Consider the following 17,384-nt stretch of genomic DNA (forward strand, 5'->3'; position numbering starts at 1 on the left):
GACAATATTTTAGCCTTAGTAGCAGTTACCTAATTCAAGCGAGTAGTTAAGGAAGGCGGAATGACAACAACTCAGCTCACAGAAGAGCAAAAGCAAGCCGTTGCCGACAGCGTTCAGGTGCATAAGTTTGGCGGCAGCAGTCTTGCTGATGCGTTCTGCTATCGCCGCGTTGCCCGAATTGTAACCGAGTATGCTGGTGCCAGCGACTTAGTCGTCGTTTCCGCAGCCGGAGATACAACCAACCGCATTCTTGCCATTATTAATTCTAAGGCGCAGCCAGGCGACACCGCCAGCATTCTGCTAGATCAATTAGAGAGTTTTCAGCAAGGGCTGATCACCGAATTATTAAGCGGTAATTTGCAGCAGCAACTTCTGCAACAGTCACAACAAGACTTCACCCGCTGGCGTCGTTGGTTAGCCAGCGACGAAGCCATTAGCCATAACGCCGAATTACTGTCGTACGGCGAACTTTGGTCTGCCCGCTTGTTATCAGCTTTACTGCAAAAACAGGGCACCCGCGCCGACCACATTGATGCCCGCGACTTTTTACTCGCTGCAGATGCCCCTGAACCCGTTATTCAGGTAGAACATTCTCGTGAAAAACTATTACAAAGAGTAGCTCCTCACTCGGGCACCCGCTTTATTGTTACCGGCTTTATTGCCCGCGGTTTAAATGGCGAAAGTTTAACGTTGGGCCGTAACGGCAGTGACTATTCAGCAACCTTAGTAGGCAGTCTGCTGGATACACGTCAGGTTACTATCTGGAAAGACGTAGCCGGCGTTTATTCGGCAGACCCGCGCAAAGTTGAGCGCGTAGTCAGTTTACCAACATTAGACTGGACCGAGGCTGAAGAACTGGCGCGCCTTGGCAGCCCAGTTCTGCACCCAAGAACCTTTCAGCCGGTCGACCGTCAGCGTATGGTCATTTCCGTTCGCTCCAGCCTGAAAGTAGAAAATCAGCAAACGCGTATTGGTCAGTTCCAGAATACCCAACCTCGTGGAAAAGTCTTCACTTCACTGTCTGAAGTGGTGCTGTTTAAGGTTGAGCTGCACGATAAAGCCTTAGTGAAACGTCTGGATGAACTGGAACTAGAGCCACTGGTCAGCTGGACCGAGCCGGAAAATCATCAGCAGTATCTGGTGTTTCATCAAAACCACTTAGACTACCTGACCGGCTGGTTGGACAGTCTGGGCGCCGGTGACGCCATTACTCAAATTCGCGGGTATTCCATGCTGGCCATTGTCGGCAACCGCATTCAGGAAACCGACCAGTTCTCGACCTTTAAACTGCAGCTTTCTGAGCAAAAAGTGCGGCGCTTTGCCCTGACACAAAATGGTGACTCTGCTGTCGCTATTCTGGAGCAAAAGCTTGATAACCGTTTACTCAACCGCCTGCATAGCCAATTGTTTAACTACCGTCGCAGCCTGGGCGTGCTGGTCATTGGTCGTGGCAACATTGGTACGGCCTGGCTGGAACTGTTCCGGCAGCAGCGTGACCGTATTAATCAGGTGATGGACGTGCGGGTTATGGGCATAGCCAACTCAAGGCGTTTATGGCTGGATTACAATGGCGTCGAACTCACCCAGTGGGCAGATGACTTCGACCGCCTGGCACGACCTTATGTACTCACGGAACTGTTACGTGAGCTACCCAATGCGCCATACGATGAGCTGGTGGTGATTGATTTAACCGACGCCAAACAAGTCGCGCAGCTGTACCCCAGCTTGTTCGCAAACGGCCTGCACATTATTAGTGCCAACAAACGCGCGGGCTCCGCCGACGAAGCGCTGTACCGTGAAATTCGTACCATTCAGCACGAGTACAAGCGTGAATGGCTGTACAACACCACAGTTGGTGCCGGACTGCCACTGAACTACGCCATTAACGACTTGCGTAATTCCGGCGACGAAATTCGCAGCATTTCCGGTATTTTCTCAGGCACCATGTCCTGGCTGTTCGAGAACTTTACCAAAGGTGTGACTTTCAGTTCACTGGTGAAAGAAGCCAAAGAGCGAGGTTACAGCGAACCTGATCCTCGTGAAGATTTATCCTGTCAGGACTTAGTCCGTAAATTATTGATTCTGGCACGCGAAATTGGGTTAAAACTGGACTGGCAGGACATTGAAGTAAAAAGTTTGGTGCCGGAGCACTTACGTGACTTACCACTTAGCGAATTTATGCAGCGCTTGTCGGAACTTGATGAGCCCATGACAGCCATGCTGGACGAAGCTGCTAAAGACGGCAAAGTGCCGAGACTGCTGGCTAGTTTTACCGTCAGCGACGAACAAAGAGTTACTGCTCAGGTTGGTATTGAGTACATTCCGGAAGGCGACATGCTGGCCAACTTAATACCCGGTGAAAACATCTTCGTTATCTACACCGACTGGTATTCAGAAATGCCATTAGTTATTAGCGGACCTGGTGCGGGTAAACACGTTACTGCTGGCGGCGTGCAGTCGGATCTGAATCAGTTACTGAGTAAACTGGCAGTGGGAGCTTAATGCTCCCACTAATTTGTTATTGCACAGCTTTTACCTGACTAGAATAAGTCGTCATCATCTTCTTGAAAGATATCGCCATTAGACTGACCGTTATCGCGACTGTACTCAGTGGGTTCGGTACCACGTATAAAGTATTCAAACCGCGTGGTGTAGTCACTTTTGTGCGATAACTTGCCGCTTTCTAAGTCAATACGGACATTCACCACACCCGGCGGAATACCAAAATCGCGTGACGGAAACAGCGGTAGCGCCTTCTCCATAAACAGGATCCAGCCCGGCAACGCAGTTTTCGCACCCGCTTCACCGCCAGTTATTGCCTGCTGACTGGAGTCGACTTCAGGGTGCTTCGACGTGCGTCCTAATTTACGGGAAACATCATCAAACCCAACCCAGACAGTTGTCGCAAGGTCCGATGTAAAACCTGAGAACCATGTATCACGAACATCGTTGGTGGTACCGGTTTTACCGGCAATGTTGCGACCAACAGCTTCAGTAATGGGTTTAGAACGCTGAATACGCCAGGACGTACCGTTCCAGCCTGTGCCATTTGCCCAGCTGCCGCCGCCCCAGACTGCTGAGTTCATTGCCTGCTCAACCAGGAACGCATTTTGTTCGCTAATCACCTGCGGAGCCGGGTTGTCACAGTCGAAACAAGCGCGCACCGGGTCGGTTTTTTCAATCACATTACCATCAGCGTCTTCAATACGTTTGATAAAGTAGGGCTCTATCAGAAACCCACCGTTTGAGAAGGCTGCGTATGCACGAGCTACCTGCATGGGTGTCATTGAAAGAGAGCCAAGAGAAAGCGATTCGTTCTCGGGAATTTTTGAGCGGTCCAGACCAAATTTGGCCAAGTGATCCGCCACTTTTTTAACTCCCAGTTCGCGAATTAAGCGCACCGAGACCACGTTCTTTGACTTAGCCAAAGCTTTACGCAAACGGATAGGGCCTTCATAGACTTCCGGCGAGTTTTTAGGTCGCCAGGCTACACCGGAACCCGGGTTCCATTGGTTAATGGGCGCATCATTCACCAAGGTAGCCAGAGTTAAGCCCTCTTCAAATGCAGCTGAGTAAATCAAAGGTTTAATGTTTGAGCCGACCTGACGCTCTGCCTGCAAAGCGCGGTTGTACTGGCTCAGCTGGAAACTGTACCCACCAACAACAGCGGCAACGGCACCATCGTCGGGTCGTAAAGAGACAATAGCGGAACTGGGTTCGGGAATTTGCGCCAGTCGCCATTCGCTGCCGTCATTTACCCGACGCAACCAAATAACATGACCCGGCTGCATAATGTCAGCTGCGGTTTCCGGAGGCGGGCCCTGACGTTCTTCGTTTAAGTACTCACGAGCCCAGTGCATAGCTTCCCATGGCAGGGTGAGTTTACCCTCTCCCTTCACTAATACGTCAGCCGACTGCTCTTCGACTGCAGTCACAACCGCCGGCGTTACCGCACCAATAACACGCAGTTGCTCCAGGTACTTGCGTATGGCTGGTTCTTTAACCGGCTCTTCATTCTTCTCTGCTGACCACAATAAACTAACAGGACCGCGATAACCGTGTCGCTCATCATAGCTGTGCAGGTTATCCCATATAGCCTGGCGCGCAGCCAACTGTACGTCGCTTCTAATGGTTGTGTACACCTGATAACCTTCGTTATAGGCTTTATCTTCACCATAGAGATCAACCATTTCCTGACGCACCATTTCTGCCAGGTAAGGCGCGTGCACTGTCACCTCAGCGCCATGCCGTCGAGCTGTGACAGGAGCATTTGCAGCTTCTTCAAACTCAGCACGAGTAATTTTCTTCTCGTCCAGCATGCGCAATAAGACAACGCGTCGACGAGCTTTAGAGGCAGTAGGGTTTGAAATAGGGTTCAGGTTAGACGGTGCTTTAGGCAAACCGGCAATGGTTGCCATTTGCGCCAGCGTCAGTTCGTTTAACGGCTTACCGTAGTACACCTGCGCGGCTGCACCGACACCGTGGGCACGATGACCAAAGGTAATTTTATTCAAATAAAGTTCAAGAATTTCGTCTTTACTCAACAACTGTTCAATGTGGACAGCGATAAAAGACTCTTTCACCTTACGCATCCAGGCACGGTCAAAGCTTAAGAAGAAGTTTCGCGCCAGCTGCATGGTAATGGTACTGGCACCTTCCTGAATTTCACCGGTGGTGAGCAACACGCTAAAAGCCCTGGCAACACCTATTGGATCAACCCCAAAGTGCTGATAAAAACGGCTGTCTTCGGTAGCGAGAAAAGCATCAATAAGCGGTTGAGGTACATCTTCCAGTTTTACCGGAATTCGGCGTTTTTCGCCAAACTGCGAGATCAGTTCACCGTCAGCGCTAAACACCTGCATGGGTGTTTGCAAACGCACGTCCCGCAAGGTTTCCACACTGGGTAACTCGGGCTTAACGTATAAGTAAAGGCTGCCAACCGTTACCCCGCCAAGAATAATACACACCAGCAAGGTGTAGATTAGCCGCTTAAACCACTTCAATTATCTGCTCCATGACTTCATTTTTACTACGTCAGAACTTACGCCAGAACTTACTACAGAAACACGCCAAAGTGTTGAAACCGAAATCACCGACATAAATTAGCTCATAACTCTTACTGACTATTATGGAGGATTTTTGTTCACAACACTACGCTTGCATCTGGCTTTTCTACAATAAGGATATTGTCTAATGTCATTACTTCGGCAACAACCACTTGCTGTGCAAATTAATCGTGAAAATTGTCTGGTTTTACAATTGTCCCGCCGGGGTCGGCATTTTGTTGTCGAACACTTTTCTCAGCAGCACCATAGCAGCTTAACCGGCAAGGGCTTAAAACCAGACAGTATTGTCTCGGCACTGGACTACAGCGCAACCCACTATCAGAAAATTCCGTTAGACAATAACCAGCAGGTTGAAGAGCAATTACTGGAAAAATTACCGCCCCAGCTAAAACGCAATACCGGTATAAGCTACGACTACTGCACCCATAACCACGGGCAAGAAGCAGAAGCGGTTATTGGCCAGCGTTCAGCACTGGAGGAATTGCTGGTCTTACTGGCCCCGCTGAAAATGCCGGTGCAAGTGGTTGAACCCGTTTATCAGTCAGTAGTACGGGCAGCTAATGCGGTTTTGCCTTACCTTTGGCCTGACAATACCAAGTTCGAGACTGACATGGCGTGGATAGTCGTTGATCTCCGTCAGCAACAATCCATTTTGCTTTATTGTAAAAACGGCGTCTTTCAGCGGCTCGACTCTGTCGACACCAACAATTTGGTGGGCTTTTTGCTTAAGGCTCAGCTGTCTCATCAATTCAACTGGGTAATGAGTTTTGGCGATAAAGCCATTCAGTCGCAACTTGAACGGGAACTTTCTCATCAGCAACAACTGAAGCATCTGGTGCTTTCTACGGCACCATTTTTCCAAAACAACGTTGCCCCCATTGTTTCAGCCCTGGACAACGAACTAGTACTGCTGGGTTTAGCTTTACGGGGGTTCAGTCAATGGCATCGCTAAACCTGTTGCAGTGGCGGGAACAAAGCCTATGGCTGCGCTACCGTGCGCTGCATTGTCTGGGTATTCTCCTGCTGCTTATTGTCGGCGTTGTATCGGTGCAATGGGTTGTTTCTTACGAGGGTTACCTGAACAACTTAAAGCATCAGCTGGCAGAGCAAAAGCTGGCTCTGAAAGAGCAGAGCGTTCAGCAGCAACGCTGGGAGCAATACCAAAAACAGCAACAGTTGCAAAAAGCCTTTACCCAACAAAAGCATACTAACCACGAGATGCTCAACGCATTTTACGCTCTGCTTGAGCGAACACAGCACCATCTCCAGCAGCGCGAGCTTTCCCTTAGCCGGTCACAAATGAAACTCACCGCCATCTACTGGCAGATACAGCAGGTTAATGAACAGTATTTATGGCTGGAAAAGCAGTTAATAAACCCCGGACTAAAGCAGCAGCTATTGCCTCAGCAAGGTGTGGTGTTCTCCTACACAAGTCCTCAGAAAAACGCGGACAGCGGAGCTGAACCTAATGGCTGAATCACTTACAAAACCACTCTGGCTATGGATCGGCTCTGTTGCGCTTTTCACGGCGACAGCTATGGGTGTCAGTTACTTTCTTACCAGCTATCAGGCAAGCCAGCTAAACGAGCAGCTTCGGACACAACAGAAACAACTGCAGCAGACCGTTCCTGAGGTTCCCGAACAAACCGGGCCAGTTTTGAAGGAGCACGCAGAAACGGAAGTCTCCACTTTATTAACGCAGGCGGCAAGGCAGCATAATGTTGACCTTTATTATCAACAAAGCCCGGAAAACGCAAAGCAGTGGCTGGTTGGTGTTAACGGAACTTATCAGAACGCGTTGCGATTGGTCGCCTCTGTCATGCAAGCGCAGCAGAAAGTGCGACAGCCGTTTCCATTTACGCAAACACTAAAGTGGCGTGACACCGGGGAAAACAGCGGCAAATTAAGCTGGCAATTTCTCTGGTTAACGGCTGGCAGCCCAGCGCCCTCAGAACTTAGCGCCCCTTCGTTGTTTAAATCAGACTTCCCGGACGTTATCGCAGAGCCTATCGAGTGCTTGGGCAAACCTGAAATGCAAAGCGATATTCACATTAACGACTGGTCTCTGGTGCAGTTAATTGCCACTCAAACCTCTCCAGTCAAAAAAGCCCTGCTGAAAATGCCGGATCAACCACTGCTGACACTCGCGGCAAGTAGCTGGATAGCGGCCCCTCTCATGCAGCTACAAAGCGTTAACGGCGAATACGCCGAATTTCAGCTTTGGGAAAAGCAATCCGGATGCTGGTCAGCAAAACCGTTGAAAATCCATTTAACTAAGGACAATTCCTCACAATGATACCAACACGACTCTCTTTTTATGTCTTTTTGCTGCTGGCTATTCTGAGTTTCCAGCCCGTGTCTGCAGTCTATGCAGCCGACAAAAACTGGCAAAGCCTGCTTAGCGAACAACAGCGCTTACAACCGGTATCTCTCAACACCCGTAAAATGCCGCTGCGCGACCTCATACAGCTATTAGCGGATCAGCACCAACTGAACATATTGATGACCGACAACGTGAAGGGTGAGTCCAGTCTGAAGCTGAACGGTGTGGCATGGCAGGACGCATTTGCTACGTTAATTGCCAGCCATGATCTCGCTATTCGTCTGCAGGGCTCTATGCTGCGCATTGATGTTGCCGGTGAACACACCACAGACAGCAGCGAGTATCGCTCGATTTTACTCAGCGTTAATTTTGCAAAGGCCAGCGACTTAGCCAAGCTACTAAAAAACGAGCAGCAAAGCTTTCTGTCACCTAACGGCGCGGTAAGCGTCGATGCACGTACCAATACACTTATTCTACGGGATACACCAGAGCAACTGGCAACTATCCGGCAACTGGTTAATGATCTGGACGTGCCGGTTAAACAGGTACTGATTGAAGCCCGCATGGTCACCGTAAAAGCGAATGTTAGTAAAGAACTGGGCATTCGCTGGGGTGTTTCGGAATACGGTCTGGCAATACCCGAAGACCCCGGAAGTTTTGTTAAAGGCATGCAGGTAGACTTGCCTACCGCCGCACCCGCCGGCACTTTTTCTGCTAATTTAGCGCGGCTGAGCGACGATATTCTGCTGGATCTCGAATTAACCGCGCTGGAGCAGGAGAACAAAGCGGAAATTATTACCAGCCCCAAAATTTTCACGTCGAACCAACAACCCGCCTACATAGAGCAGGGCACCGAAATACCTTATGTAGAAACCGCCGCACACGGCGCTACTGCAGTGCAGTTTAAAAAAGCGGTAATGGGCTTAAGCGTTACACCGCAAATTACTCCCAACAACCATGTTTTAATGGAGCTGACCATAACTCAAAACACACGCGGCGATACCGTTGCCACCCCAACCGGCCCAGCTGTTGCTATCGACACTCAGGAAATGTCCACCCGGGTATTAGCAAAAAATGGCGAAACTATCGTTCTGGGCGGAATCTTTCAGGAACATAACTTGAATGATGACAGTCGCGTCCCCATCTTAGGGTCGCTGCCATTAATCGGGAAATTGTTCTCTCATCAGCAGCAACGCGATGAAAAGCGGGAACTTATGATTTTTGTAACACCAACGATATTGCCACAAAGTTAGTCCAAAAGCCGATTACTATTGCTAAAGTGGGCTCAAGTTGCGATAATCGCGCTTCTTTTCGTTGGGTTGGGGGACGTCTCCAGACACTCCGGATTCGTGAGTTACAGCTAATTTTAACCAATGATGTAAGCAGGAATATGGCTGAGAAACGTAATATTTTTCTTGTTGGGCCCATGGGGGCTGGCAAAAGTACGATTGGCCGTCAAATCGCCAGACAATTACATTTAGAGTTCTACGACTCAGATTCTGAAATTGAGCGCCGCACTGGTGCCGAAATCAGTTGGGTGTTCGAGCTTGAAGGTGAAGAAGGCTTTCGTGCACGCGAAGAAAAAGTGATCGAAGAGCTTACCGAAAACATGGGCATCGTCTTAGCGACAGGTGGCGGCTCGGTCATGAGCAAAGAAAGCCGTAACCGGTTATCGGCTCGGGGTGTGGTGGTTTATTTAAAAACCCCTATCGAGAAGCAGTTGGCTCGTACCCAGCGTGATAAACGCCGGCCTCTAATTGCCGAAGCTGAAGACCCACGCAAAGTGCTTGAAGAGCTGGCACAAGAGCGCGATCCTTTGTACGAAGAAATTGCCGACATTACGGTGCAAACCGATGAGCAAAGTGCAAAGTTTGTGGTCAACGACATTATCGAACAGCTTGAGTCCATTAACGGTCTTGGGTAAGTAACAGGAGCTGCGTTCATGGCTGAGGTTAACGTCTCTTTAGGTGAACGCAGCTACACTATCTACATTGGTAACGCCCTGTTACCCAACTATGTAGAGCGCCTTCCGCACAAACTGAATCAACAACTGCTGGTCGTCACTAACCCGACCATTAGTCAGTACTACCTTAAGCCGTTATTAAAAAGCCTTGCCGGTCATCAGGTGAAAGTGTTTGAAATGCGCGACGGCGAGCAGTTCAAAAGTCTGGACAGCTATGCCGAGGCCATGGATATTCTGATAGACGCAGGTTTTAACCGCGACTGTGGCATTATTGCTTTAGGCGGCGGTGTGGTAGGTGATTTAGCCGGCTTTGTGGCGTCAACTTTTCAACGCGGCGTCGATTTTTACCAAATTCCGACCACCTTACTGTCGCAAGTTGACTCTTCCGTGGGCGGTAAAACCGCGGTTAATCATCCTCAGGGCAAAAACCTGATTGGCGCTTTTTATCAGCCTAAATCGGTGGTTATCGACATTGACTGCCTGCAAACGCTCACTGAGCGGGACTACCGCAGCGGTTTAGCCGAAATAGTAAAATACGGCGTTATCTACGACGCCGATTTTTTCCAATGGCTGGAACAACATACCGAAGAATTAAATCAGCAAGACCCGGCCGCACTAACCTACGCTATTCAACGCAGCTGCGAAATTAAAGCCGAAGTTGTGGCTTTAGACGAGCGCGAAAAAGGCCTGCGGGCATTGCTGAATTTAGGCCACACCTTTGGTCATGCCATTGAAGCCGCCACCGAATACGGCGCATGGACACACGGCGAGGCTGTGGCTGCTGGCATTATAATTGCATCTAAGCTGTCAGAAGTGACACAGCGGCTCAATTCGTCAGATTTTCGACGCATTAAAGATTTACTGCTGGCACTTAGCTTGCCAACAAAGGGTCCGCAAATGCCCTGGCAGGACTGGTTAGACTACATGCAGCGCGATAAGAAAGTAAAAGATGGTCAGCTGCATTTTGTTCTTCCGGTTGCTATTGGTCAGGCTGAAGTTGTCAGTACTGTAGAACACAATACCGTTGCTGCTGTGATCACTGAATGTTGCTAACGCCAACGCGTTATCTCTATTCGGCTGACAGACAGGAACAGACAGATGCAAGCACTTGCAAGCCCACAATATATTGTTGCCGCGCCGGTAAAAACCAAACCGAGCCAACAGCAGGTTATTGACCAGCTCCACGAGCAGTGCCAGCAAAGCGTGTCGCTTATTATGCTGCACGGTAAAGAAGGCAGCGGCAAAACCACCATTGCTGAAGTCTTTCTTGAACAGGCATCGGAATACGCTGAAGTCGCTTTTATCAGCGCCAACGAACGCTCCACCAATGACCGCCTCCGCGCCCAAATTCTGAACCAACTGTTCGGTACTATCAGCATTAACGACGAGTCGTTAAGTCGTCAAATTCAACGCCAGCGCCCGCTAAAGCACGCCATTGTTGTTATTGATAACGGCGAACAGCTATCCGAAAGCTTCATGGCCGAGTGCATTTCTACCGTTACCCAACTGAGTGCCATTGGCCAGCGCACCAGTATTATCATTACCGGCGACAGCCGTTGGGCTCAACAGCAGCGTCCGGCACCGCACTTGCGGGTGCAGGGGCCAACCATGATAGAAGTACAGCCACTGAACCACGACGAACAAATACGTTTTGTGCAGGCGTTATTACCAGAAAAACAGCGCAGCTTCTGGAACCTGGAACGCATTCAGCAATTTTTAAATTCCATTCATGGGTTTCCCGGTGAAATTCAGCAACGTCTGCAATTTACTCTGACAACTCAGGCTGCCCGTTATCGCGATACCACGACAGACGAGAATTCCGACAAGAATGCCGACGGTAAAGACGCCAGCGAACAGAGCACAGCAAAACATAGCCCAGCACAAAACAACCGTCGGAATATGCGCCTTTGGCCCATTATTTTAGTTACAGTGGTTATTAGTCTGGCTTTTGCCGGCTTTTTGAATAAAGAACAGTTAACCGCTTATTGGCAGCAAGTGACTTCTGAATCAGCGACACCGGCAGAAACAACCGCAGGAGACGCTGCAAACAACACGACAGAAAGCGTGCCTGAAACAACAGCAGAAGCAACAGAGCAAGTCGCCAGCCTGCCAAGCTTTGAGCCTTTAACCGAGCGCTCTTTAGAACTGGTTCCTGCAGAATTAGCGGCGTCTTACCGGAACGCTCTGGGCACACTGAATACTGTCGCTGCCTCTGAAATATCAGAAGGCGAAATCTCACTTGGCTTCATAAAGCAACAACAGCCTCAGGAAGCCGAGCCTGTCGGACAATCTAACGAGCAGTCGCCAGCCGAGGCAGGCATTGATACCGTTGTAGCCCAACCAGAACCAGAAGTTAAAGCAGAACAACCTGAGCCGCAACCGCAACAGCCCCAACGTGCGTTGCCGTTCCAGACCCAATGGGCGCTGGATCAGAGCTCAGGCAACTATACACTGCAAATCAGCATTATTAGCGACCCGCAGCTACTGCGCAATTTCCGTAATGACTACGGCATTGCCGGAAATACCCAAGTTTACCAGCGTGCCGACCAACGTTATGTGGTTATTTTTGGCAGCTACCCCAGCATTGAGCAAGCACGTGCAGCCGCCACGCAGTTGCCAGCTGAAGTGCAGCAAATGGAACCCTGGGCGAAGTCGTTTGCCAGTGTACAAAGCGACATTAATAGCCAGTAGCGGGACGAATCACGCAGTCAGCAATTTTCATCCCCCGGCCTTTGGGTTACAATCCGCAAAGGATAAACCAACGGCCGGCGCATGAAGAAGAATCGGGCATTTTTAAAATGGGCAGGCGGTAAGTACTCACTTATCGAGCCGATAACAGCACGCTTGCCGCAAGGTAAAAAGCTCATCGAGCCTTTTGTGGGCGCCGGTTCAGTCTTTCTGAATACCGACTACGACAGCTATCTGCTTAACGACATTAATCAGGACCTCATTACCCTGTATCAGTTTGTGAAGCGCCGTCCGAAGACTTTTATTCAGGACGCCCGCAAGCTCTTCGTTGATCGTAACAACCAGGCCGACGCTTATTACGCCCTGCGCGCCGCCTTTAATGCCAGCAGCGACCCTTACTTTCGTTCATTGCTTTTTTTATATATGAACCGCCACGGCTACAACGGCCTGTGTCGCTATAACAGCAAAGGCATTTTTAACGTGCCCTTTGGTGATTACCGCAAACCGTATTTCCCGGAAAAAGAGCTCGAACATTTTGCCGAGAAAGCGCGCAAGGCCAAGTTTATTTGCCGCCCGTTTGAGCAAGTGTTTCGACGTGCACGACAAGGCGATGTAATTTACTGCGACCCACCCTACGCACCGCTGGATCAGACCTCTAATTTTACCAGCTACGCCACCGGTGGCTTTGGCCTGACCGATCAGGACGAGTTAGCTCGCCGCGCGGTACAGGTTGCGAAAAAACGCCATATTCCGGTACTGATCAGCAACCACGACACAGACCTCACCCGCGCCTTGTACAAGCACGCCGATATCAGTAGCTTGTCGGTTTCGCGCAGCATCAGTCAAAAAGGCGACGGTCGCAAACCCGTAGCCGAGCTGCTCGCCTTATATGATAGCGAAGTCAATAAAAGTAACGTGGTTTCTCTTAGCAACTCATTAAAGAAAGTAGGCACATGAACTGGCATTTAAAAGCATTTAACGACCTTTCACTGCATGATCTTTACGACTTACTGAAACTTCGACAGGAAGTCTTTGTGGTAGAGCAAACCTGTCCTTACCTGGACGCTGACGGCGCCGATGAACAGGCCTTACATTTGTACGCCCGCAACAATGCCGATGAGATGATCGCCTACGCCCGGCTATACCTGGCCACCGCCGATACCGGCTATTCCCGTATTGGCCGGGTAATAACGCATGAAAAAGTGCGAGGCCAGAAACTGGGCGTTGAAGTTATGCAACGCAGCATCGACTATCTTGAAGAGTATGCCCCCAAAGCCCCAATTCGGGTGGGCGCTCAGGTTTATTTGCTGAAGTTCTACCAAAGCTTTGGCTTTGAGGCCATTAGCGAAGAATATCTGGAAGACGATATTCCGCACATTGATATGCAACGCAAGGCTGCGCAGTGACAACTACGGCCCGGGTTCCCATTCTTGCAGGCAGCGATGCTGAAACCGTTGCGGCACAAGCCATTGCCGAGCGTTGGGGACTGCCGTCTGAAACTACGGATAATGACGTTTTTCAGCTTTGGCTGACCAACGGCGTACTGGCACTGCACTGGCTGCAAAGCCCGCAGAAAATGTCGCCCTTAGTGGTGGACTTTCATCAGGGTAAAGCTGCCTATCGTGCTCAGAACACACAGTTAAAGAACGAAGCTATTGCCAAAGCGGTCGGCGTAACCGGACAGTTTAAGCCATCGGTTGTCGATGGTACCGCTGGCCTTGGGCGAGACGCTTTTGTACTGGCGGGCTTAGGTTGTAACGTGCAGCTTATTGAACGGCACCCAGTTGTCGCCGCATTGCTCGATAACGGCTTACACCGAGCCCGGCAGGAAGGCGACTTTATTGGTGACACCTGCCAACGCATGCAGTTAATTGGCACCGACAACCTTTTTACCGGTAGTGGTTATACTCAAGAGCCCGACGTGGTCTACTTAGACCCCATGTACCCGAAAACCGGCAAGCAAAAGGCCCAGGTAAAAAAAGACATGCAAATGTTCCAGCAACTGGTGGGCAGTGACGAAGACGCCGATACCCTGCTCGAACCCGCCCTCGCTCTGGCCAAATATAGGGTAGTAGTAAAGCGCCCTAACAGCGCACCTTTTCTGGCCGGGCGTGAACCAAACAGTCAAATAAAAAGTAAAAAGCATCGCTTTGATGTTTATATAAAACGAGGTTTTCATGAGTCAGCAAATTAAAGAAGGCGATAAAATTCCATCAGGTTCACTGACCAGCAAAGGTGATCTTGGCATTCAGAACTACGACCCGGCAGAGATATTTGCTAAAGGCACGCACGTACTGTTTTCAGTGCCTGGCGCGTTTACTCCGACCTGTTCGGAGAAACACCTGCCCGGCTACGTAGAACACGCCGAAGCATTAAAAGAAGCGGGTGTTCTGAGCATTAATTGTGTGGCCGTAAACGACGCCTTTGTTATGAAGGCCTGGGGCGAATCTTTAGGGATCGGAGAAAAGGTTCGGTTATTGTCTGACGGCAACGGCGCATACAACCAAATAATGGGCCTTAGCATGGACACCGGCAGCTTCGGTGGCATACGTTCTAAGCGCTACGCTATGATTATTACCGACGGCCAGGTAAAAGGCCTGTTTGTTGAAGAAGACAAGTCCTTTGAAGTGAGCAAAGCCGAATACATACTGGAGCAGTTGCAGAAATAATGTCGAACTGGGATGTGATTATTATTGGTGCCGGCGCGGCAGGGCTGCACTGCGCCGCTCATGCCGCACAGCGCGGTAAGTCGGTGCTGGTATTGGATCACGCCAAGCAGGCAGGTAAGAAAATTCTGATTTCCGGCGGCGGTCGCTGCAATTTCACCAATATGTACGCCGGCCCGGAAAACTTTTTGTCTTCCAACTCACATTTTTGCAAGTCAGCACTCAGCCGCTACACCCAATGGGACTTCATTGGCCTGGTGGCTGAATACGGCATTGCCTACCACGAAAAAACCTTAGGGCAGTTGTTCTGCGACGACTCCGCCAAAGATATTGTCCGCATGCTGATGAGCGAATGCGACCGACACGGCGCCAAAGTTCAGCTGCGCACCGAGATTGTGTCAGTAGACTACGACGACAACTACCATATTGAAACCAGCCGTGGCGGCTATAGCTGCGAAAAACTGGTTATTGCCTGTGGTGGGTTGTCTATGCCCAAATTGGGCGCCACTCCGTTGGGGTATCAAATTGCCGAGCAGTTCGGGCATTCTATTGTGCAGGTACGCGCCGGTTTAGTGCCTTTTACCCTGCAAGACGACGAAAAGGCCCGCTTTGCCGAGCTTTCCGGTGTGGCTGTTCCGGTAAGTGCAGAAGCCCACGACGGCTATTTCCGAGAAGCCATGCTGTTTACCCACCGTGGCGTCAGCGGACCGGCCATTTTGCAAGTATCTTCCTACTGGCAACCCGGCGAAGCCGTGACCATTAACCTGCTACCCGACTTAGACGCCTTTGAGTGGCTGAAAACACAACAACAGCAACAACCCAAAACCCAGCTCAATACCGTATTGCAGCAACACTTCCCCAAACGCGTGGTGACCGCATTAGCAGAGCACCACCAATGGCCGCTGAACAACAAACTGGCCGACACCTCTAACGCACAATTTCAGGCCATAGCCGACAACCTTAACCGCTGGCAGCTAAAACCCAACGGCACCGAAGGCTACCGCACCGCCGAAGTCACCTTAGGCGGCGTTAACGTCGACGAAGTCAGCTCCAAAACCATGGAAAGCCAAAAACAACCCGGCCTGTACTTTATAGGCGAAGTGCTGGACGTAACCGGCTGGTTGGGAGGCTTTAATTTCCAGTGGGCCTGGAGTAGTGGTTTTGCTTGTGGATCGGAGTTGTAGGTGGCTATAACTAATGGAAAGGGATAATCTGTGAGTAATTCACCTCTTACTGAGCTGGCTAAGTCGAAGCTATCAACTTGGGAGGAGCTTCTTAATAACCAATTGAGTGAATATCCAGACTTTTACTTAGAATTTCGAATACTGAGAGAGTCAAAAAATTGGAACCAAGTCTTAATGGATGAAATCTTTAAGTATTCGGATCAGTATCCAACTATGCACCAAATATTGCACGACTGTTGGGATTACTTTGAGTCGAATTATGAAAGAGTTTTCCCTCTATCCACGCAAAACAAAATAATTGAAATCGCCCAACTGGCTACCGAAGCAAACTCCCCTAATTCACTCTCAATTCAAAGTGCACTTCTAACTAAATTAGCTAAGTTTAAGACGCCTAATGGATCCTGTAGTTATTTTCAAGAAGTAGAGAGAGGCTATCGTATCTGTTTTACTATATTTAAAGAAAAATACTTTGACAGTCACGAAGGTAAAGAAGCCCTTAAACTGCTTAGACGCATTGACTGTGAAGCTGATATGACAAGCTCCCCTGCCTTGGAAAAGATTTTATCACTAGAAAATCAGATGAAACTTGATAATAAGTCACTTTTAGAGGCGAATGTAAGGCGTCTAATAGAGTTGGGCGAGATAAACCCTGTAGAATATGTAGAGTTTAAAGAATCCCTAACTTTATCTAGAAAAGCGCGCAGAAAAGGAAATAAACCGCAGAAAGACATTGAAGCCAAGACTCTAAAATGTTTAGCCGCCTTTTTAAACACTCAGGGAGGTTACTTAATTTTGGGTGTTGATGACTACCACAATATAAGGGGGGTAGACCAAGAGGTTAATGAAAACTTCAACGGCAGCTATGACAATTTTTATCTTCATATACAAAACATCATTAAAAGTAGGCTTGGCCCTGATGCAGCGCGCTTGATAAACATAAGCCCATGCTCAATTGACTCTAAATCGTTGGTGTTCATGGAAGTTGAATCCGCTAATAGACCGGTTGAGTTTGATAAAATCTTTTACATTCGAGAGTTTGCAAAATGTGAAGCTCTTAAAGGACAAACCTGTGAGGATTATTTAAGAATGCGCTTCCCAAATTAAAAGAATAAGGTACTCGACCTTAAAGCCAGCTGGGCATATTGAAAATATATGAGTTTGTAGTGGATGCGGTGGTAATATTGACAGACTCAATACACTTAACCACTAGAAACGTTACCAGCTTCCTTTTCCTCGCTATTATTATGCTCAACTTTTGCATGCGAGAGTTTCTGTTCCCATAGCCGTTTAAATTGATAAGCGCTTATAACCTCTTTCACATTATCAAACAATGCATAGCCTGGAACTGCTAGTACCGCACCTAGAACAAATAAAGGTTGAATGAATTCTTCCAAACTATGACCCGATTCAGACTCAAAAAGATCATTTATCCAAGAGCCAGCTAATCCAGAGAGCGAGAGAGTAATGCAAACAGTAGCTACAATCAGAAATAAC

At 49.2% G+C, this 17,384-nt stretch carries 16 protein-coding genes; 14 read left to right on the forward strand and 2 right to left on the reverse strand.

Annotated features, from left to right (window positions below; translation table 11 throughout):
- The first annotated feature begins 60 nt into the window (after window positions 1-60).
- Window positions 61-2,502, forward strand: coding sequence for a bifunctional aspartate kinase/homoserine dehydrogenase II (locus RJ32_RS13000; RefSeq protein ID WP_034822772.1), 2,442 nt, complete (start codon window positions 61-63; stop codon window positions 2,500-2,502).
- 38 nt (window positions 2,503-2,540) lie between these two features.
- Here the strand turns inward: RJ32_RS13000 and RJ32_RS13005 are convergent, their stop codons facing one another.
- Window positions 2,541-5,003, reverse strand: coding sequence for a penicillin-binding protein 1A (locus RJ32_RS13005; protein WP_034822774.1), 2,463 nt, complete (start codon window positions 5,001-5,003; stop codon window positions 2,541-2,543).
- Window positions 5,004-5,193: 190 nt separating this feature from the next.
- Here RJ32_RS13005 and RJ32_RS13010 point away from each other — a divergent pair, with 190 nt between their 5' ends.
- The 13 genes from RJ32_RS13010 (at window position 5,194) to RJ32_RS13070 (ending at window position 16,994) form a co-directional block, all read left to right on the forward strand.
- Window positions 5,194-6,018 carry a hypothetical protein gene (locus tag RJ32_RS13010; protein ID WP_034822777.1) on the forward strand — a complete coding sequence of 275 codons (825 nt, stop codon included), beginning with the start codon at window positions 5,194-5,196 and terminating at the stop codon, window positions 6,016-6,018.
- Complete coding sequence (locus RJ32_RS13015) at window positions 6,006-6,542, forward strand: hypothetical protein (protein ID WP_034822779.1); 537 nt, start codon at window positions 6,006-6,008, stop codon at window positions 6,540-6,542. Before RJ32_RS13010 ends, RJ32_RS13015 begins: the two co-directional genes overlap by 13 nt.
- Complete coding sequence (locus tag RJ32_RS13020; RefSeq protein WP_034822781.1) at window positions 6,535-7,362, forward strand: hypothetical protein; 828 nt, start codon at window positions 6,535-6,537, stop codon at window positions 7,360-7,362. Before RJ32_RS13015 ends, RJ32_RS13020 begins: the two co-directional genes overlap by 8 nt.
- On the forward strand, window positions 7,359-8,642 hold the full coding sequence (locus RJ32_RS13025) for a type IV pilus secretin PilQ (RefSeq protein WP_034822783.1): 1,284 nt from the start codon (window positions 7,359-7,361) through the stop codon (window positions 8,640-8,642). Before RJ32_RS13020 ends, RJ32_RS13025 begins: the two co-directional genes overlap by 4 nt.
- Window positions 8,643-8,779: 137 nt before the next feature.
- Window positions 8,780-9,313 (forward strand): shikimate kinase AroK, encoded by a 534-nt coding sequence (gene aroK / locus RJ32_RS13030; RefSeq protein WP_011235696.1) that lies wholly within the window; start codon window positions 8,780-8,782, stop codon window positions 9,311-9,313.
- 18 nt (window positions 9,314-9,331) lie between these two features.
- Complete coding sequence (gene aroB, locus RJ32_RS13035) at window positions 9,332-10,405, forward strand: 3-dehydroquinate synthase (RefSeq protein ID WP_034822786.1); 1,074 nt, start codon at window positions 9,332-9,334, stop codon at window positions 10,403-10,405.
- A 45-nt stretch (window positions 10,406-10,450) separates the two neighbouring features.
- Window positions 10,451-12,043 (forward strand): AAA family ATPase, encoded by a 1,593-nt coding sequence (locus RJ32_RS13040; protein ID WP_034822788.1) that lies wholly within the window; start codon window positions 10,451-10,453, stop codon window positions 12,041-12,043.
- Window positions 12,044-12,124: 81 nt separating this feature from the next.
- On the forward strand, window positions 12,125-12,997 hold the full coding sequence (locus tag RJ32_RS13045; RefSeq protein ID WP_011235699.1) for a Dam family site-specific DNA-(adenine-N6)-methyltransferase: 873 nt from the start codon (window positions 12,125-12,127) through the stop codon (window positions 12,995-12,997).
- Window positions 12,994-13,446, forward strand: coding sequence for a GNAT family N-acetyltransferase (locus RJ32_RS13050; RefSeq protein ID WP_034822789.1), 453 nt, complete (start codon window positions 12,994-12,996; stop codon window positions 13,444-13,446). Before RJ32_RS13045 ends, RJ32_RS13050 begins: the two co-directional genes overlap by 4 nt.
- Window positions 13,443-14,234, forward strand: a complete 792-nt coding sequence (locus tag RJ32_RS13055) for a class I SAM-dependent methyltransferase (protein WP_034822790.1) — start codon at window positions 13,443-13,445, stop codon at window positions 14,232-14,234. The genes RJ32_RS13050 and RJ32_RS13055 overlap by 4 nt, the downstream gene beginning before the upstream one ends.
- Window positions 14,218-14,709 (forward strand): peroxiredoxin, encoded by a 492-nt coding sequence (locus RJ32_RS13060; RefSeq protein ID WP_034822791.1) that lies wholly within the window; start codon window positions 14,218-14,220, stop codon window positions 14,707-14,709. Before RJ32_RS13055 ends, RJ32_RS13060 begins: the two co-directional genes overlap by 17 nt.
- On the forward strand, window positions 14,709-15,890 hold the full coding sequence (locus RJ32_RS13065; RefSeq protein ID WP_034822792.1) for an NAD(P)/FAD-dependent oxidoreductase: 1,182 nt from the start codon (window positions 14,709-14,711) through the stop codon (window positions 15,888-15,890). The genes RJ32_RS13060 and RJ32_RS13065 overlap by 1 nt, the downstream gene beginning before the upstream one ends.
- Before the next feature lie 30 nt (window positions 15,891-15,920).
- On the forward strand, window positions 15,921-16,994 hold the full coding sequence (locus RJ32_RS13070) for a helix-turn-helix domain-containing protein (RefSeq protein ID WP_034822793.1): 1,074 nt from the start codon (window positions 15,921-15,923) through the stop codon (window positions 16,992-16,994).
- Between the two features lie 95 nt (window positions 16,995-17,089).
- Here the strand turns inward: RJ32_RS13070 and RJ32_RS13075 are convergent.
- On the reverse strand, window positions 17,090-17,384 hold a 295-nt coding region (locus RJ32_RS13075; RefSeq protein ID WP_034822794.1), incomplete at its 5' end, for a hypothetical protein.

The sequence above is a fragment of the Idiomarina sp. 28-8 genome (assembly GCF_000320945.2).
In the GTDB taxonomy this organism is placed as follows: Bacteria; Pseudomonadota; Gammaproteobacteria; order Enterobacterales; family Alteromonadaceae; genus Idiomarina; species Idiomarina loihiensis.